Source organism: Pseudoalteromonas sp. A3, assembly GCF_025942345.1.
GTDB classification, from domain to species: Bacteria; Pseudomonadota; Gammaproteobacteria; order Enterobacterales; family Alteromonadaceae; genus Pseudoalteromonas; species Pseudoalteromonas atlantica.
The window spans coordinates 209,771-228,465 of sequence record NZ_JAPCKL010000003.1 but is presented as its reverse complement, the minus strand read 5'-3'; the positions used below and the strand labels follow the sequence as shown (position 1 = coordinate 228,465).

The window sequence follows — 18,695 nt, the reverse complement described above, 5'->3', positions numbered from 1 at the left end:
GCTAAAAAAGAGCTAAAAAATGACTGATCAAATCCAAGACGAAAATAAGTTAATCGCTGAGCGTCGCGGCAAATTAGACGCTATTCGCGAAAATTGCCCAGCCAACGGTCATCCTAATCAGTTCCGTCGTGAACATTACACGGCTGATTTACAGGCTGAGTTTGGTGATAAGAGTAAAGAAGAATTAGTAGAGCTTAAGCACGTTGTATCAATTGCTGGCCGTATTTTAGCTAAGCGTGGTCCTTTTATGGCCATTCAAGACATGAAAGGCCGTGTACAAGCTTACGCATCTAAAGATGTGCAAAAAGACTTAAAAGCAAAATATGGCCAACTAGATATTGGCGATATTATTGGTGTTAAAGGTGCGCTTAATAAATCAGGTAAAGGCGATTTATACGTAGAAATGACCGAGTACGAACTACTTACTAAGTCACTACGCCCATTACCAGAGAAGTTTCATGGTTTATCAGATCAAGAAACCAAGTACCGTCAACGTTATGTTGATTTAATTACTAACGAAGCAACGCGCGAAACATTCCGCATTCGCTCACAAGTAGTTGAAGGCATTCGTCGCTTTTTAGCAGAGCGCGACTTTATGGAAGTAGAAACGCCAATGCTACAGGTTATTCCTGGCGGTGCGTCTGCGCGTCCATTTGTGACTCACCATAACGCACTTGATATAGACATGTACTTACGTATAGCGCCTGAGCTTTACCTTAAGCGTTTAGTAGTAGGTGGTTTTGACCGCGTATTTGAAATTAACCGTAACTTCCGTAACGAAGGGTTATCAACGCGCCACAACCCAGAATTCACTATGATTGAATTTTACCAAGCCTACGCTGATTACATCGACCTGATGAATATTACCGAAGACATGCTACGTACAGTTGCAACAAACGTTTTAGGTAGCCCAATTGTTGTTAATACAACTAAAGATGAAAACGGCGAAGTTATCGACTCAGTAGAGTACGACTTTGGCAAACCGTTTGAGCGCCTAAGCATGGCTGATGCTATCTTAAAATATAACCCTGAGTTTGATGCTGCGGTATTTAATGACCCAGAAAACCACTTTGAAGAATTAAAAGCGTACGCTAAACAAGTACACGTTAAAATTCCTGAAAATTGTGTATGGGGCCCAGGTAAGTTTTTATGTGAAATATTTGAAGAGACGGCTGAGCATATGCTTATCCAACCTACATTTATTACAGGCTACCCGTGGGAAGTATCGCCACTTGCGCGCCGTAACGACGAAAACCCATTTGTTACCGACCGCTTTGAGTTTTTTGTTGGCGGACGTGAGCTTGCAAATGGCTTCTCGGAGCTTAACGATGCACAAGATCAAGCAGAGCGCTTTACTCGCCAAGTTGAAGAAAAAGACGCCGGCGATGATGAAGCAATGCATTACGATGAAGACTACATACGCGCACTAGAGTACGGCTTACCGCCTACTGCCGGTGAAGGTATTGGTATTGACCGCTTAGTAATGTTATTTACTGATTCACCAACCATTAAAGATGTTATTTTGTTCCCGCATATGCGCCCACAAGCTGACTAAGCTTTAACAAAACATATGTGATAAACGCCGCTAAATTTTAGCGGCGTTTTTGTGTGAGTATAAAAATAAGCGCCAATGCAGGAAAAGTTGGAGAGTAAATTGCTTTATAAAAACAGACGAAAGAGAGGATAAGATTGTTCGCTTTTTAATTAATTAGTACTAAACTAAATTTTAAAGCTAGTTATTAGTACTTATTAATAGTTAATTCAGATTGGGTTATTTAATGTAGCCTTGTTTTAAATGACCTTAATAACAGTGCTATAACGTAATTTCATGACTGTTTTTTAAACATTATGTTGTATTTATGTAAAAAACTTAGCTAAAATACGCCAGAATTTTGAGCTGGGTTAAAATAGCACTCTAAATATGAATTCTCAAATGGACTTAGAATATAATATGAAAGACAACCGAGTTGAAGAATCGCCAGAAACTGATACCACAGAGCAAAAGCGACAAGCTTATTACCGAGCCTGTATTGCTGAGTTTCAGCAATTAGGTTACCAAGAGCAATATTTAGCGCAGCTCAAAGATGATTTAGTGCCTTTAATGGGCGTTAATCCACAAGACAAAAATATTTAAATCGTTTACTTTTCAAACCAATTATACAATTAAAGCTGACTTATGTGCGTTCTGTAACCAGATAGTCATTTTTGGCATAAAAGTGTTTGACATATTTTCTGAAATCTTTATTATACGCCCCACAAGACGGAGAGGTGTCCGAGTGGCCGAAGGAGCTCCCCTGCTAAGGGAGTATAGAGTTTGTAGCTCTATCGAGGGTTCGAATCCCTCCTTCTCCACCATTTCTTTTAATGGCAGTCTTGTAAAGTAAAGATTGGGCGCATAGCTCAGCTGGATAGAGTACCTGGCTACGAACCAGGCGGTCGGAGGTTCGAATCCTCCTGCGCCCACCACTCTCATATATAAGCCGACAAAAGTCGGTTTTTTTGTGTCTGAAATAACATATAAGTTAAGCGCATATTTTACGATGTATACTTATATTTATTGTTTCAGAAACTCAACTTAGAGTATAAATAAGCAAATATAAAAGTGGGCGCATAGCTCAGCTGGATAGAGTACCTGGCTACGAACCAGGCGGTCGGAGGTTCGAATCCTCCTGCGCCCACCACTTTCATATATAAGCCGACAAAAGTCGGTTTTTTTGTGTCTGAAATAACATATAAGTTAAGCGCATATTTTACGATGTATACTTATATTTATTGTTTCAGAAACTCCACTTAGAGTATAAATAAGAAAAAATGAAAGTGGGCGCATAGCTCAGCTGGATAGAGTACCTGGCTACGAACCAGGCGGTCGGAGGTTCGAATCCTCCTGCGCCCACCACTTTCATAGACTCTGCTTAGAGTATAAATAAGTAAAGTGTTGGCTTAAAGCCAAGCGGTCGGAGGTTCACTCTTAGAAGATACGTCCTGCGCCCACCACTTTCATACATATGCCGACATTAAGTCGGTTTTTTTGTGTCTGAAATTTGAGAAAGCTTTCAGCTATCAGGTATTAGTAAAATCCAATTTTACATAGTGCCAAATCTTCTATTCAGTCACTTCTCTAAAAGCGCAGCGCCTCTTAACCTCTTTGTGAATAATTTGTTTTAAGAAACATTACAAAGAGAAGTGAAAGAGGAATAAATGAGAAGCTCAAAACCAACATTAGTATTTAACCCATTTACGAGCTATGCTCGTCGCGCTAGCAAGCTTAGCGCCTTGTATCTACGGGAAAACTTTAAACCCTGAGTTTAATTGTCGTGGACGTAGAGCGTGATCACGTTAGAAGCGCACCTTCTAGTTACTTATGTACAGCTCAAAACCATTCACTGCTCTTTAACTTAAGCTGTGGTATTTTAAACACCTTGCTTAAAAGGAACTTGCTGTATGTTTAAAGCTGTATTCATCACCTGTGTTTTACTATTTATTATCACTATTTTTAATGTGGGCGCGCACGCTCACACAGCTCAAACAACGCCAATTGTTGGCGCTGCTCAATACAAACATTATTTGCCGCAGCTACAAAATAAACGTGTTGGGCTTGTGGTAAATCAAACATCGCTTGTTGAAAATACTCATTTGGTTGATGCTTTACTCACTAAAAATATAAACATAACCAAAATTTTTGCACCTGAGCATGGCTTTAGAGGCGATCACGACGCTGGAGCTCATGTTAAAAATGCGGTTGATAGTAAAACCGGTATCCCGCTTATTTCTATTTATGGCAAAAACAAAAAACCAAGCGCTGAGGCTCTGAGCGAAGTAGATGTTATTATTTTTGATATTCAAGATGTGGGCGTGCGCTTTTATACCTATATAAGCTCTATGCATTACATGATGGAGGCCGCAGCCGAGCAGGGCATAGAATTTATTGTGCTTGATAGGCCAAACCCCAATATTGCCTACGTTGATGGGCCAATACTTGAGCGCCAATTTAAATCGTTTGTAGGCATGCACCCAATCCCCGTGCTGCACGGCATGACGGTAGGCGAGCTTGCAAAAATGATCAAAGGCGAAAGTTGGATCAATAAAGCGGCTGATTTAAAGCTTACGGTGATCCCGGTTGATCATTACACGCGCTTAACATCCTACAGTTTACCTGCAAAACCCAGCCCTAATTTACCTAACGATCAATCAATTGCGCTGTATCCGTCGCTGTGCTTTTTTGAAGCAACCCCTGTAAGTATTGGCAGAGGCACCGACTTTGCGTTTCAAGTAATTGGCTACTCTCCCGTTGCGCTTGGGGATTTTAGTTTTACACCGCGCTCGATAAAAGGGGCGGCAGCAAACCCTAAATTTAAAAATACTCCTGTAAAAGGGCTCGATTTACGCACAGCAAACACGCGCGGGCTTGATTTAAGTTATTTAATTACGGCTTATAATAAATTATCTAAAAACAATATTACCTTTTTTGAACGCGCTGATTTTATGGATAAATTGGCTGGTACCAACAAACTACGGTTAGCTATTGAAGCAGGGCAATCAGAGCGACAAATAAAACAAAGTTGGCAGCAAGGGCTTGCAGCATTTAAAAAGCAACGAGCGCCGTATTTGCTGTACAAGTAAGGGGTGCAAATGGCTTTAGTAATAAAAAAAACATTAAGCAGCTGTTTTAAAAAGGCTTTATTGGCACTTGTTAGCGCGACTCTTGTAGCGTGCAGTACGGCAAATAAGCCAAATGAGTTTACAGCAAGTGAACTTAAGCAAAGCAAATTAGTAACGCTTCCAAACGCCCAAGTTATTGTCACTTTTCCTGAGGCTAGCCCAAGTAGCCGTGAGTACGTAAATAACCGTGGCACATTTAAAGCGTATAAAGGGCGAGGGCAGTTATTAATTCAAAATAATAACGCGATAAGCGCCGATATTTTTATAAATAACCAAAAGCTTAATATTACCAACCAATTAGCCGCCAATACTTTATATGAGTATTCGCTAGCAAGGCGCACCCACAACGGGGTAAATACGTTTAAGGTTGAAAATATTAAACCTAAAGACGCAAGCCTTACCTTGCGCTTTGAGTTCCCAACCTTAAGTACCGCTGCGCAAAGTAATATAGACTTTAGCCAGGTCGATGCCCTTATTGAAAAAGACATACAAGCTGGTTTTCCTGGTGCGGTATTGGCTGTTATTAAAAGTGGTGAACTAATAAAGCTTAGTGCCTATGGCGATGCCAAACAGTACCAGCAAAGTGATTTAATGCTACTACGCCCAGAGCCAATGCAAACACACACTCTGTTTGATTTAGCCTCTAACACCAAAATATTTGCCACTAATTTTGCCCTTATGAAACTTGTAAGCGAAGGACTTTTAAATATAAACAAGCCCGTACAAAGTTACTTATCTGAATACAAAGGTGATGGCCGCGAGTTGCGCACAGTTAAAGATTTACTCACGCATACTGCGGGTTACCCGCCTGTGTTTGATTTTCATCGTAAAGGTGCTAAAACTGGCGATGTGTATTTTTCGCAAAATAGCCAAACCACAAAGCAGCTGTTACTTACGCAAGTACCGCTGAGCAATAAATACCCCGCACAAGCCGTTTACTCCGATATTGATTACATGATTTTAGGCGTACTGGTTGAACGTATAACCGGGCAACCACTTGATGACTACCTAGAGCAACACATTTACGCCCCACTTAAATTGACCAATACGGTATTTAATCCACTTAAAAAGGGCTTTAAACGCGCTGAATTTGCAGCAACCGAGCTTAGCGGCAATACCCGTGATGGCCGTATTACCTTTGATAATATTCGTACCAATGTTTTGCAGGGCGAAGTGCACGACGAGCGAGCATTTTATTCGTTTGATGGCGTAGCAGGGCATGCCGGTTTATTTAGTAATGCACCCGATTTAGCTGTGCTTTGCCAAGTACTATTAAACCAAGGTGGTTTTGGCAATACCCAGTTATTTAGCGCATCAACCTTAGCGCAGTTTGTAACGCCACAATTAAACAACGAAACCTATGGCCTAGGCTTTAGGCTTGCAGGTAACAACCAAGCCAGGCGTTGGCATTTTGGCCCTTATGCAAGTGCACAAGCGTATGGCCACACTGGCTGGACGGGCACAGTGACGGTTATTGATCCAACCTACGATTTAGCCATTATTTTATTGACCAATGCGCGGCACACAAAAATAAAAGGAAGCCAAAAACATTACCAGTTTTTGGGCAAACAATACGAGACCGCGCAATATGGCTCGGTGGTATCGCTTATTTACGAAGCAGTACTAAATCAATAAATTATCGTTTAGGCTAAAACGGCCTAAGTGCAGTGCCTTAAGTGATTTATTTACAGGTGACTTAACTAAGCCAATCCATTAAGCTAAGCGGTTTACAAATTCAGGCCACATTTTTAAAACGGCCTGTAAAATAAGCGTTTCAACGTGAATAAAGCGAACGCACTTCGCTATTAATAAAGGTTAATTTATGTCTTGGTATTCTATATTACCGCCGCTCATTGCTATCGCTATCGTATTTTGGCGAAAAGAAGTAATAATGGCACTTTTGGTGGCCGTGGCTTCGTCAGAATTTTTACTCGCTATACAAGGCGAGGGTAATACCTTATTTGCTACATTTTTAAATACCATTGAGCGCATAATATCGGTAGCCAGCTCGCCGGGTAACACTCGCATTTTAATATTCAGTATTATGATTGGTGCCTTGCTTGCCTACATACGCGAATCAGGCGGCGTAGCAGCCACCGTTAATATGCTAATGAACAAAGGCATTGCAAAAAGTAAGCGCCAAGTTGGCTTTTTAACCATGTTTACCGGCATCGCAGTATTTATAGAGTCAAACCTCAGCGTATTAACCTCAGGTATTGTATCGCGTGGCTTGTTCGACAAGTTTAAAATGAGCCGAGCCCGTCTTGCTTATATTATTGATAGTACCAGTGCACCGGTGTGTATTTTAATATTACTTAACGGTTGGGGCGCATTTGTACTGGGTTTACTTGGCAATTACGAGCTAAGCGAATCGGCAGTTTCTATTTTATGGGGCAGCGTAGGGTATAATTTTTACGCGATTATCACGCTAGTCATTGTGTTTTACACTATCGCGTTTGATAAAGTACACGGCCCAATGAAAGAAGCCGAGCAAAAGCTAGAGCTGCAAAAAACTGACCTAAAAGAAGAAGTAAAAGGCTCTAAAGCGCGTTACATGCTCGTGCCATTACTTACCCTAATTGTGAGCATGGTAGGCTTTATGTTTTACACCGGCAACGGCGTACTTGCAGAAGGCAGCGGCTCTAAATCGGTTTTATACGCAACGGTATTAGCCATTGTAGTTGCATATGTTTTAATGATTAGCTCGCGCCAATTTACTCACCATCAATTAGTCGACACCGGCTTTAAAGGCATGGGCGAGTTATTACCGCTGGTGAGCATTGTATTGCTTTCACTTACACTGGGCGCAAGCTTAAAAGAGCTAGGCACGGGCGTATTTGTCGCATCACTAGTGGGCGATTACCTACCTATTTACTTAATTGTACCAGTGCTGTTTTTAACCGGCGCGGTTATGTCGTTTACTACGGGTACATCGTGGGGCACATTTGCCATACTTATTCCTATTGGCGTACCGCTTATTCAAGCGCTCGGTTTGCCACCTTCACTGGTGGTAGGCGCTATTTTAGGCGGCGGTATATTTGGCGATCACTGCTCGCCTATATCCGACACCAGCGCTGTATCGGCACTCGCCTCGGGGTGTGATTTACTCACCCACGTTAAAACGCAGCTACCGTATGCGTTATTTGGCGGCGCACTGACGTTTATAGCGTACTTAGTAACAAGCATAATTGTGTTATAAACGCATTTTAGAATACGACAATTCCAAACACTCAAAAGCCTGATTAATTGCAGGCTTTTTAATATTATACAATGCTTAATTAAACTGAAATTATAGATGAATATCAGTTTATTAATATTATAGATGAATATCATCCAATAGAGTTAAGCTAAATTGACATGGTGGGTTTGTCCTCGTATATTTATGCCCATAATGGAATTTAAATATATTAGGAATAAAAATGGTAAAGGAATACATTGTAAAAAAAGGTGATACATTATGGGATATATCTTCTAAGCACTTAGGGTCTCCAATGGAGTGGCCTAGGTTATGGAAGTTTAATAACCGAAAAGAAGTTGTGGCTATTACTAATAAGCCTATAACTAATCCCGACCTAATTTATCCAGGGCAAAAAATACTCATACCTTCTTTAGATATTTCTCAAATTAAAATTAAGCAAAATGCCAGAGCATTTAATACAGTTAATGAGTCTTCACAAAAACAACTCCCTAAAATCACTTCGCCAATTTCATTAAGCTATAAGTTAGATGATATAAGACAACCTCCAATTGTACTCCCTAATGCTATAGTGGAAATTAAAATGACAGGTAATATTGTTTTATCTAGTGTAGATAAATATCCTGTTAATTACGTAGTTAACGATAAAAAATTAGAGGCGACGGTAACATCTCAAGCTAATAAAGCTTTTGGAGCATTAATTAGTGAAACAAAATTAGCTTTCGACGAAAAAACTAAAAAGTTAACGCTTGGAACTAATATTGTCTCTAAGAGTACTACTCCAAACAGCCCAACTACATCACTGGGAATTGAAGTCACATCAAATTCACCAATACCAAAATTAAAATATGAAGTGCAGCTCCCTCAATTAAAAGGAAAAATTAATCAATTTAACTATATAGCTGAAAAAGTGTCGTTTGTTTTAGAAGTAACATTTACTGGCTCAGATGGTAAAAGTGCTAGAGAACATAACCCTGACAGTAGTGTATGGGATAAGCCTTTAGCTATAGGACTATTTGCTGGAGCTACATTAATTGTTATTGGTACTTTAGTAGAAGATTACGTCACATTAGGTGCAGGAGTCGCTGATGATCCCGCTAGTTTTGCTGCAGCTGCAGGGATGACCGCGAGGGGAGTTGTATTATGGGGTTCTGCTAGAGCAGTAGTTATTCCCGCTGTATTACCCGCAGTTGTTAGGTTTAGCACTTCTATAGTCCCAGTCGCAACACTTAGACATGCCCATTAAAAGAGGTTTATTTAGTGAGAATATTTTCAATTGTTTTTTTATTTTTTCTCAGTGGATGTACTTACTTAGAAAGTGCATCAGAACAAGCTAAGCGCTTAGGTAAAACATACCAACTAGATATCCGAGCTGGCGATACTCGTTTATTTTTCCCTGAACAATTTTTAGGAGTTGGAGGCAAGCTGCCTACACTTGAAATGCAAAGCACTTCTTTGGAGGATTCTTCAGAGTCACTTGATGGTATTGAAACCGCGCTGGAGGTTTATCCTGAAGGCTTTGTTTCCAAATTTATTAATGCTATTTATATTTCAGGACCTATGCTCATGGAGGGGGCTGAAGCGGGGGGAACATATTCAAGAAATTCTATAATATTATCAAATATCTCAGATAAGAACGGTACTAACTTCAATTATGAAAATTCGTTACGGGGAGTTCATCACGAGCTTAGTTCTTTAATTTATTTACGCTCCCCTTTTGTTAATCTTGCATGGCAAGGTCTGTTGCCTGAAAGTTGGAGTCCTGCTTCCTCGAATTATGAGGCTTTAACGCAAGATAGAAGTATAGGGCCTGATTATGAAAATGGATTTTTATCTACCTACGGTAAAACTAATATTGAGAACGACTTTAATATTTTCGCCGAATTTGCTTTTTCTGAGCCTGAAAAGCTACGAGACCTTGCAGCTAAGTATCCAACTATAGCTAAAAAGCTGAGTTTATTTATTACTGCATATAAGCAGGTTCTTCCTGAATATCAGCAGGGCTTCGAAGAGTATTTCAATAATACGGGTTTAAGCGATGTTGCTATAAAACCTAATAATGTAGAGATTACAATCCACAGTGATTTTAGTAATATTAAGCCTCAAATAATTCACTAAGTAAACTTAGTAAAGGGCCTATGTTTTACATATAGTTATGGTTCATACTTAAGATATTCCTCTGTTAAAGAAGCATAAATCGAATACTCTGAAGCAGCTTTTTATGTACCTTAATCATTGTAATAGTAGCTTGTCAGGATTTCTCTACGTAACTTTAAATGATATGATTTCACCAATTAAATAATAAATAAGGACATTTTTATGGATATTATGATTGGTCAGCAAGCTCTTAAAAAGAAAAATCAGCTAACTCAGTTATCAGAGCGAGCAATCGGTCGAGACTTCAAAGAGCAAGCAGCATTAGCTATACAAATGACTCAATGCAGTGCAGCTGTTTATAGGAGGTTACAGCGCACTTATAAATCAACTGTAACGCCACGAGATGAAAAAAGAGTTAAAGCCGGAGGCTTGAGTACACAGTCAGTAACTTTTTCCACAAGTAATAATAGCCAAAAATCTTTTAATAGCTTACTACCTGCAATGCGTGGTGGGAGAGCCGCACCAACTAATACTTCCAAAACATCCAATGATGTTGCCGTTGCTTCTAATCAACCACAAGCAGTTAATTTGTTAGCTTTATTACACCCTGTAATAAGCAGTGATATTATGAAAACAGGTAACGCAGTAGAAAAAACAGCTACTATATTAGGACTGGTCACAACTACAGTTGGTTTTGTTGTTCCTGGAGGTGGAGCCGTATCCTCTATTGTTAGTTGGGTAGGCAGTGGCGCTACTTATTCAGGTTTCACTATGTCAAGAATACGTCCTGATGCGCCGGATAGAGCCTATCATCAATTAACTAACTACATTACGTGTTTAGCGGCTTGGAATAAAAAAGCGTGTGAGTTAATCGATATAGCTGATCCAAATGGACAATGGACTTTTCGGGATATTGAAAACGGATTCTCATAGAGTTAAGGCTGAAAAGACAGTTTTAAATATTTTATGAGAGGACTCTACTAAATATAAGAAAGCCTGCTTAATCGCAGGCTTTTTTGTTTTAAATATGCAGTTAAATACCCGTATTTATATTTTTTAGGTTATTGTATGGTATGAGCTTTAAGCTTTTTAATAGCTATAAATTCTTACTTTTTAACTTATACAAGGCTGTAAACCCACACTATGTTTGTAATAGATAATATCATTCTTGTTAGTGCCATTTTAATTTTACTAGGGGTTATCTCGAGCAAGCTATCTGCGCGCGTTGGCTTACCCGTGCTGGTGCTATTTTTACTGGTGGGCATGCTTGCAGGTGAAGACGGTATTGCAGGTATATCTTTTGATAACGCAGAGGCGGCTCATGCTCTGGGCACGTTAGCACTGGCTATTATTCTATTTGATGGTGGCTTACAAACTCCCACCAGTTCAATTAAACAAGTGTGGAAACCTGCTTCGGCTTTAGCAACGGTCGGGGTGCTTTTAACGGCTGTAATTACCGGCCTTGTCGCCACTTATATTTTAGACTTACCCGTATTACAAGGCGTTTTGCTGGGCGCGATTGTGGGCTCTACAGATGCCGCAGCCGTATTTGCACTTTTACGTAGCGCCGGTATTCACTTAAATAAAAAGCTTAAATCAACCCTTGAAATAGAAAGCGCCTCGAACGACCCAATGGCTATTTTTTTAACGGTTGGTTTGCTCGAAATGCTAGTGAACGACATGCCAATAGGGCTGGGTTTACTGCAGTTATTTGCTCAGCAAATGGGCGTAGGCGCCGTTTGTGGGTTTTTAATTGGTAAGGTGTCGGTGTGGTTTATTAATCGAATAAAATTAAATGCATCAGGTTTGTATTTAGTAATGGTAACCGCATTTGGGCTGCTTTCTTTTGGCCTTTCTGCAACGCTTGGTGGCAGTGGCTTTTTAGCTGTATTTATAACCGGCGTTATTTTAGGTAACAGTAAATTTGTATATAAACGCGGTATTTTTCTGTTTCACGATGGTTTAGCGTGGCTTGGGCAAATAACCATGTTTGTTGTGTTAGGGCTTTTAATTAACCCCTCGTCGTTGGTTGATGTATGGCTAGAAGGGTTACTGATTGCACTGGCACTTATTTTTGTTGCTCGCCCACTAGCGGTAGCGCCAATTTTAAAATTATTTGGCTTTAATAATCGCGAAACTTTATTTGTATCTTGGGTGGGGCTAAGAGGCTCAGTGCCGATTATTTTAGCTATATTCCCACTGTTGTTTGGCCTTTCAGGGGCGGAGCTTATTTTTAATGTGGTTTTTTTCGTGGTGTTAATCTCGGCCACGTTGCAAGGCTCAACTATGCCTTGGATGGCTAAAAAGTTAAGTTTAATAGAGCCGCCACCCGATTTAGCAGCTGCAACACTCGAAATTACCGCCTTAAACGATATTGATATAGAAATTGTAGAGTACACGTTAAGTGAGGTTTCTCGGGTTTCTGGGCGCAGTTTGTCACATGCTGCACTGCCAGAAAGTGTAGTTGTAGCCATGATCACACGAGGGCCTTCAATCATACCGCCACGCGGCTCAACTAAATTAAAACCAAACGATCATTTATTTGTTGTTTTAAAACCCGCTAACAGACCTTTTGTTGATTTAGTTTTTACAGCAACCGATAAAACAAACCACCAAGACAGTCACTTAGCGCGCAACGAACTTAAAGTGAAAGGGGTTACGCTAGTAGGCGATATATTTTACTCATATCACATGAAAATAGACGCCCCAGAGGGCATAAGCTTGGAAGAGGTGATCAACCAAAAGCTCTCAGGAGAAATCAGTAAAGGCTCAATTGTGGTTATTGGTAATGTTCAACTACGCGTTATAACAATGGTACATACACGTATAGTGACCATCGGCTTAAAATACTTACACAATCCAGAACAACGACTTTTAAAGCAGTAGCCATTACCGATGATTTACAAGATATTAGCGACGTAGGTTGGGTTGAGTGACACGAAACCCAACGTATCACCAATGCAATGAAAACACCTAAAGCTAATTAAATGTAGTGTTTTTGTGGGCGTACAGGTTGCTGGCGTGAAGATAAGTGGTGGATAGAATTTAAACGTTACTAATTTTTTAGGTCCAAATGCATTAATAGTAATGTGCTTAGTAACATTTATTGTTGATTATAAATACAGTGGGAGAAATTACTTAAAACGTAACATTGAAGTTTGAAAGTCCAGGTAGAAGAGTTAGCCTAATCGTTAATTTTTAAGTGTCATTTTTATCATCTATAAATATATTATCTTTTTCTTCATAAAACCTATTACTCATAAGTTGTTTAAACTTGAGGTGATATTGATTGTAAATTTCAGCAGAATTTGAAGTTCCAATAAAGAATACAAGTGATATAGCTATAGTATAAGCTTTTGTTAGCTCTGTATGAAGATGGTGGTCAGTATCTATTAATATGGAATGGTTTAAGCCGTTAACTACAGAGTTGTATCTATACCTTTCTTTTAAAACTCTAGTGTTTGAGATGTTATTGTAACCAACTTTATTTGAATGGTTTATAAATTGTGTTATCTCTTTGTCTATTTTATCGATCACTACACTTATAAATTTTGAATCTGCAGTTGTTGTAAAATTATTAATCCCCGAAGTTGGGAATATATCTCTATATAAAAATTCGGGTGTGAGAGTAAGTTTATTAGAGTTGTACCTTTGTTCAATTTTGTCACAAAACTCACTGAAATTTTTGTAATGAGTGAAAAAGTTATTAACGATGTTATTTCGTTCAACGAGATTATTTGTCTTAGCTTTTTGTTTGGATGAATGAAAGCGGTTAACCATGACACCGAAAGTTAAAGGTAAAGTTAGAAGAGTAATTGGGAATGCATAATGTTTTACGAAAGCAGCTAATGATTCTGAACTCATATTGATATAAAAAGCTTCTTTCAATATTAGCTCGTTTGTTAATAAATAAAAAATCCAAATTATAATTATTAGGGGAGCTAGAATTGCGAACCAAAATGAAGTGTTCTTATGCAATGCTTTATCTTCTTGAATCTTTAGTAATAAGAGTATTGTTTTAAGCGGAGCTTCTATTCTACTCATTTCGTTCCAGTCCTTTGGCTATATGAAGTACAAACTTATTTTTGATAAACATTAAATCACTAAGCTTCTGTTACCCACTACAAAGTGATAAGTGAATTTTATCTGAAATACTAAACATTATCACCATATTCACCTAAGCCTCACACTGCCTAACTCCAGTTCCCGCATGTTTAAGTGCTACAATCTGCCCTTTACCGTTATGCGCCATAGCCAGCATATCACCGGTATTTATATTACTTTCCACTGCGTGCCTTTCCTTTAAATCACTGAGCAGTGACTGCTTAATTTGTACCAGTACCTCGTCATTACAGCTGGCTATGTACCAGTCGTTATCAACCTTTACGAGCGTGCCGTATTCTATGTGGCGTTGTTGGTGTAAGCGCAAGCTATTAGCGTGTTGTGTATCGAGTGCGTGTTTTTGCTCGGTAATGGCGCTTGTGTAACTGCCCGATGGGTTTATTTCGTGGGTTTTAATAATTGAATAGCCGTGAATGTCTATAGTCTTAAATGAGCTGTTAAGCACTGTTTTAGGTGCGTGGTTAATGCCCTCGTTACTATCAAACACAATAAATGCGAATACGCCCAGTGCGCAGGCAAGGCTGGTTAATTGTAGCGTAAAACTAAGCCTTGAGGGCTTTTTATGGCTGGCATTATTAAGTAACGCTTTTTGTTGGGAAGCGCTGAGTGTAGTGCGTGCTTTTCGCTCTTTGTAGTGTTGAGTGAGCTTTTGAGCAAACTGCTCATCAGGCTTGTTCATTGTTTGCTCCTAATAAACGTTTAAGGTTTTGCTTGGCATAGCGCAGCCTTGTTTTTACGCTCTCATGGTTGCTTTGCGTTATAAGCTCTATGTCGGCAAGGCTAAAGCCTTCTTGTTGTAAGGTAATGGCTTCGCGTTGTACAAAGCTCAGTTGCTTGAGTGCGCTATCGAACGCTTGGTAATTTATATTGCTAATACTATTGTTATTACCTTGCTCATTTTGCTGCGCGGGTAGGTGGGTGTTTTCGTCAAGCTCTACAAAGCGTTGCTGTTTGCGGTATTCGTCTACTAATGTGTTGCGCGCGAGTTTAAATAACCACGCTTTTGGCGTGGTTTGCGCTTGGTAAAGGTGGCGTTTTTCGATTACTTTTAGCCAGGTTTGTTGGCTTACGTCGTATGCTAAATGCGTATTAGATTGCGTCACTAGGTAGTGATATAAATCGTTACTGTATAAGGCAATAAGCTGTTCTAAGTAGCGGTTGTCGCCACTTTTTGCGTAACTTGCCATGCAATCCTTGCTTGGCGTTTCAAATAACCATGACTTAATACTGAGTAGCATAGGCGTTTAGTCCGTTAAATAGAGTTATCTAATTTAAAATCGAGCTGTACGGTTTGATCTGTTTGTAATTGTGCCACACCTTCTATTACTTTGGGGCGATATTTCCAGCGTTTTATGGCTCTTATTGCTTCGCGGTCAAAGGTGCGTTTGGGCTCGGCGTTTATTACCACTGGGTTTATTACTTCGCCGGTGGGCGAAATACTAAAGCTCAGTTGCACCCAGCCTTCTATGCCATTGCGCGCGGCAGATGTTGGGTATTTTGGATTTATGCGCACTATGGGTGTTGCATCGCCTGTTGGGCGGTTAATAGTGCTATTTATATCATCTCCAAAATCATCAATAGTGATAGGTGTTAATTCGTTAATCGCTATTACAGGGTCGTTTGAGGTATCGACTGGTGGCGCTTTAGGTGGCGTTTTTGGCACAGGCGGTGGTGGCTGTATTTTTTGTATATGCCTTACTTGTGAATCCTCTGGTGCCTGAAAAATCTCTACAATAATATCGTCGCCAAGTTTTATAGGCGCGCGCTGCTCGCCACTAATTAGGTATTGCATAAATGCAAAGGCGGCAAAGGTCATTACTGCGCCGCCAATAACGGCGGTTGATGTTTTAATAAATGCTGAATTATTGGGTACTTCAAGTGTGTGCATAAGCCGCTCCGAGTAAACTTATTGGGTTGTTTAAAAGCTACAACGGGGGGCAAATCAAAAAGGGGTTAAATAATTTTATAAAAATTGCGGGGTTTAGTTACAATAGCGTTCGCTATATTTTTACTTATTAATTTTTTAGGCTGTTATGCAACTCATACAAATAGATAAAGCACGTTACCGCAAACATTTAAATAGGGTAATTGTAGGGTGTGCGGCGGGTTTAGCTGTTGGCAGCTTGGCTATATCGCAAACGTTAATTGCGTTGTTTCCTGATGAAAGCGGGAGTCACTTTCATTGGAATTTAACCGGTGTTGTTATAACAAGTTTAGCCATTGGCTGGCTGTTAAATAAATACCGTACCCATAGTTTTATGACCGAAGTGGTATATGTGTGGGAGCTTAAACAAGCACTTAATAAAATAACCCGCAAAATGCCAAAGCTAAAAGCGGCAGGGCGTGAGGGTAATGCCGATGCATTGTTAGCGATTCATTATAGTTATGCGGGCTCACGGCTTTTATGGCAGCTTGACGATAACACCATTACTATGGACGAGTTAGCTATAAAACAAGCCGAGCTTGATAGTGTGGCGGCCAAGTATAACCTGACTTTAAATGCCGATGACTATAACGAGGCTATATTAAAACAGTTTTAAAGCCTAGGTGGTTAAATTAGCTAAAGGAGCCTTAATGAAAAAAGTACTGATAGTGTGTTTAGGTAATATTTGCCGCTCGCCCACAGCAGAGGCGGTGTTAAAAGCGCGCGCTAAAAAATTAGGTGTTGAGGTTAAGGTAGACTCGGCAGGGACTATTGGCTACCACGAAGGTAAAACGCCAGATAGCCGCTCAATGGCTGCGGGTGAAAAACGCGGTTATAGCTTTAAAGGTATATTTTCGCGCCCAGTTCGCAGCAGCGATTTTACTGAGTTTGATTTAATTTTAGCGGCAGACACACAAAACTTAGCTGACTTAAAAGCGCAATGCCCCACTCATTTACATTACAAGTTGGCATTGTTTTTAGAATACGGCGAGCAAAGCCAAAGCGCCATACCCGACCCATACTACAGCGGCGATGATGGCTTTGAAAATGTGCTCGATTTAATTGAAGCCGCAAGCGATAAAATACTCGCAAAGCTTTGAATAAAACTACCTGAACAAAAAGACGCTATAATACCTTGCGTGTTATCTGGCTATTTTAAAGTCGAGCTGTACTTGAGTACTTGCAACAACGGGTTGGCCGTTTTCAAATTTTGGTGCATAACGCCACTTTTTAAGTGCTGTAAGTGCCGACCTTTCAAACTCTTTCCCCCCTTGTGAGCTAACTACCTCTGGGTTTTTAACAAACCCTGCGGTATCTACGTCAAATTCAACAACGACAATACCGTCTCGCATTTGGCGCGCTTTGTTTTGTGGGTACTCAGGGTTTTTGCGGTATATAGGTGTTTGCTCTTGTGTTTTTTTCCACGGCACCATTTTAGCAATTGCTAAACAATGCTTAGTGGCTTGTTCGCTTTGGCCTGTTTTTTCGTAAAGGTTAACAAGCTTTGAGTGCGCAGTAAGCTCAGCGCTGTGATCAAAGCTTAAGTTGTTATCAAATACCGATACAACATGGTTTAGTCGTTCAATGGCTTCATTGTATTTTTTGTTACCTTGAGCAAACGACGCCATTAAAAAGTCGGCTTTAATGCGCTCTACGGTGTTGTCGTCTAGGTTATTACGGTAGTAGTCATCGGCTTGGTTAAGTAGTGTTTTAGCTTTATGGTATTTTTTATGAGCAAATTTTTTGGCAAGCAGCGAGGCTGCTTCAAACTGCATGTCGGCAACAAATTTAGGGTTGTTTTGTGTTTTAGCTATTTCAATTATACGGTCGTAATCGTTATCGGCTTGATAGGCCGAGCGGGTGTTTTCCGCCTTGCCTATTAGGGCGTCGATTGTTTCTATTGCATTTTTACCGTGGTTATTTGCCAGTATTGTATAGGCTTGCGAGTAAAGTTCGAAGCGTTGCTCTGATACATTTTTTTTGTCGTTGATAGAGCGCGGCGCTGTAATTGCTTTGGCGTAATTAATAGCAAGGCTTGCGGTGTTATCACTTTTATCACCATAAAGCGCAAGGCCTGTAATATAGGCATGTTTAGCTGCTTGCTCTATGTTTTCGTCTTTTTTAACAGCCGTTAAATAACTTTGGTATGCATCAGAAAAGGCGGCTTTATCATCGCTTACTTGGCTTGCATTGGCCTGGCTTGCAAAAGCCGTAAAGGTTAATCCGATAACTAAGGCGAGGTGTTGTGCTTTCATAATAATCCCTATTAGTGTTCAATCTAGAAACAAAATACCACAAGTGATAATAGTTTTCATTACTCTTTGTGTGGGCGCTTGCTTATAAAACTAACTAATTACCTAATACCCATGTGCACTAAGCTGTAACTAACTTTCGTTATTAAACTGTGCTAAAAGTGCCTGCTGAGATAACTAGGTAACACCGTTTTAGCTTTTTATAGGTGCGGTGTATTAACTTAATGCATAAGCAGCGTGGTAAAAGTAATAAAATTAAAATAGCAAATGCGTACAAGTTTGTCATTGTTTTGGGGAAATAGCCCTAGGTAGTGGGAGTTTATTGCATATTAAGATTGAAAATAGGCTGTGTAATCGCCATATATTTGCCATAAACCTAGTGTACTACGATCTAACTTTAAACATTTGTGATATTATCACCTTATGGTGTCGTAGTTATTTAATT

The 18,695-nt window shown here is 39.9% G+C and carries 16 protein-coding genes and 4 tRNA genes; 15 read left to right on the top strand and 5 right to left on the bottom strand.

Going from position 1 to position 18,695, the window contains the following annotated elements:
- The first annotated feature begins 19 nt into the window (after nt 1-19).
- From lysS to OIZ54_RS07055, 13 genes are all read left to right on the top strand, one after another.
- On the top strand, nt 20-1,555 hold the full coding sequence (lysS, locus tag OIZ54_RS07115; RefSeq protein ID WP_096739134.1) for a lysine--tRNA ligase: 1,536 nt from the start codon (nt 20-22) through the stop codon (nt 1,553-1,555).
- Nucleotides 1,556-1,951: 396 nt separating this feature from the next.
- On the top strand, nt 1,952-2,134 hold the full coding sequence (locus OIZ54_RS07110; protein WP_024031585.1) for a hypothetical protein: 183 nt from the start codon (nt 1,952-1,954) through the stop codon (nt 2,132-2,134).
- A 128-nt stretch (nt 2,135-2,262) separates the two neighbouring features.
- A tRNA-Ser gene (locus OIZ54_RS07105) sits at nt 2,263-2,355 on the top strand.
- A 34-nt stretch (nt 2,356-2,389) separates the two neighbouring features.
- Nucleotides 2,390-2,466 (top strand) — tRNA-Arg (locus OIZ54_RS07100).
- Nucleotides 2,467-2,604: 138 nt separating this feature from the next.
- A tRNA-Arg gene (locus tag OIZ54_RS07095) sits at nt 2,605-2,681 on the top strand.
- Nucleotides 2,682-2,819: 138 nt separating this feature from the next.
- Nucleotides 2,820-2,896, top strand: a tRNA-Arg gene (locus tag OIZ54_RS07090).
- Between the two features lie 545 nt (nt 2,897-3,441).
- The gene (locus tag OIZ54_RS07085; RefSeq protein ID WP_264390050.1) at nt 3,442-4,620 is read left to right on the top strand and encodes a DUF1343 domain-containing protein; all 1,179 of its coding nucleotides are present in this window, start codon (nt 3,442-3,444) and stop codon (nt 4,618-4,620) included.
- A gap of 9 nt (nt 4,621-4,629) precedes the next feature.
- Entirely contained in the window at nt 4,630-6,294 is a 1,665-nt protein-coding gene (gene pbp4b, locus OIZ54_RS07080) for a penicillin binding protein PBP4B (protein WP_264390049.1), read from the top strand.
- A 187-nt stretch (nt 6,295-6,481) separates the two neighbouring features.
- Nucleotides 6,482-7,858 carry a Na+/H+ antiporter NhaC family protein gene (locus OIZ54_RS07075; RefSeq protein ID WP_029773935.1) on the top strand — a complete coding sequence of 459 codons (1,377 nt, stop codon included), beginning with the start codon at nt 6,482-6,484 and terminating at the stop codon, nt 7,856-7,858.
- Nucleotides 7,859-8,078: 220 nt separating this feature from the next.
- Complete coding sequence (locus tag OIZ54_RS07070; RefSeq protein WP_138576925.1) at nt 8,079-9,101, top strand: LysM peptidoglycan-binding domain-containing protein; 1,023 nt, start codon at nt 8,079-8,081, stop codon at nt 9,099-9,101.
- A 14-nt stretch (nt 9,102-9,115) separates the two neighbouring features.
- The gene (locus tag OIZ54_RS07065; protein WP_264390048.1) at nt 9,116-9,973 is read left to right on the top strand and encodes a hypothetical protein; all 858 of its coding nucleotides are present in this window, start codon (nt 9,116-9,118) and stop codon (nt 9,971-9,973) included.
- A gap of 201 nt (nt 9,974-10,174) precedes the next feature.
- Nucleotides 10,175-10,885: a hypothetical protein gene (locus OIZ54_RS07060; RefSeq protein WP_104643284.1), complete on the top strand. Its 711-nt coding sequence runs from the start codon at nt 10,175-10,177 to the stop codon at nt 10,883-10,885.
- Nucleotides 10,886-11,095: 210 nt separating this feature from the next.
- Complete coding sequence (locus OIZ54_RS07055; protein WP_004587502.1) at nt 11,096-12,838, top strand: potassium/proton antiporter; 1,743 nt, start codon at nt 11,096-11,098, stop codon at nt 12,836-12,838.
- Between the two features lie 312 nt (nt 12,839-13,150).
- On the opposite strand, the gene OIZ54_RS07050 is transcribed toward OIZ54_RS07055, so the two are convergent.
- The 4 genes from OIZ54_RS07050 to OIZ54_RS07035 all read right to left on the bottom strand — a co-directional run bounded on the left by OIZ54_RS07050 (nt 13,151) and on the right by OIZ54_RS07035 (nt 15,962).
- Nucleotides 13,151-13,996: a hypothetical protein gene (locus OIZ54_RS07050; RefSeq protein WP_264390047.1), complete on the bottom strand. Its 846-nt coding sequence runs from the start codon at nt 13,994-13,996 to the stop codon at nt 13,151-13,153.
- Between the two features lie 133 nt (nt 13,997-14,129).
- Nucleotides 14,130-14,753 carry a hypothetical protein gene (locus OIZ54_RS07045; RefSeq protein WP_264390046.1) on the bottom strand — a complete coding sequence of 208 codons (624 nt, stop codon included), beginning with the start codon at nt 14,751-14,753 and terminating at the stop codon, nt 14,130-14,132.
- The gene (locus tag OIZ54_RS07040) at nt 14,740-15,312 is read right to left on the bottom strand and encodes a sigma-70 family RNA polymerase sigma factor (protein ID WP_024031593.1); all 573 of its coding nucleotides are present in this window, start codon (nt 15,310-15,312) and stop codon (nt 14,740-14,742) included. The genes OIZ54_RS07045 and OIZ54_RS07040 overlap by 14 nt, the downstream gene beginning before the upstream one ends.
- 14 nt (nt 15,313-15,326) lie before the next feature.
- Nucleotides 15,327-15,962, bottom strand: coding sequence for an energy transducer TonB (locus OIZ54_RS07035; protein ID WP_264390045.1), 636 nt, complete (start codon nt 15,960-15,962; stop codon nt 15,327-15,329).
- A gap of 145 nt (nt 15,963-16,107) precedes the next feature.
- Between OIZ54_RS07035 and OIZ54_RS07030 the strand changes: the two genes are divergently transcribed.
- Together OIZ54_RS07030 and OIZ54_RS07025 are read left to right on the top strand one after the other, a co-directional pair.
- The gene (locus OIZ54_RS07030; RefSeq protein WP_054983855.1) at nt 16,108-16,614 is read left to right on the top strand and encodes a DUF3087 domain-containing protein; all 507 of its coding nucleotides are present in this window, start codon (nt 16,108-16,110) and stop codon (nt 16,612-16,614) included.
- Nucleotides 16,615-16,648: 34 nt separating this feature from the next.
- Nucleotides 16,649-17,098: a low molecular weight protein-tyrosine-phosphatase gene (locus OIZ54_RS07025; protein WP_264390044.1), complete on the top strand. Its 450-nt coding sequence runs from the start codon at nt 16,649-16,651 to the stop codon at nt 17,096-17,098.
- Nucleotides 17,099-17,140: 42 nt separating this feature from the next.
- Here the strand turns inward: OIZ54_RS07025 and OIZ54_RS07020 are convergent, their stop codons facing one another.
- Complete coding sequence (locus OIZ54_RS07020) at nt 17,141-18,253, bottom strand: energy transducer TonB (RefSeq protein WP_264390043.1); 1,113 nt, start codon at nt 18,251-18,253, stop codon at nt 17,141-17,143.
- Between the last annotated feature and the right edge of the window lie 442 nt (nt 18,254-18,695).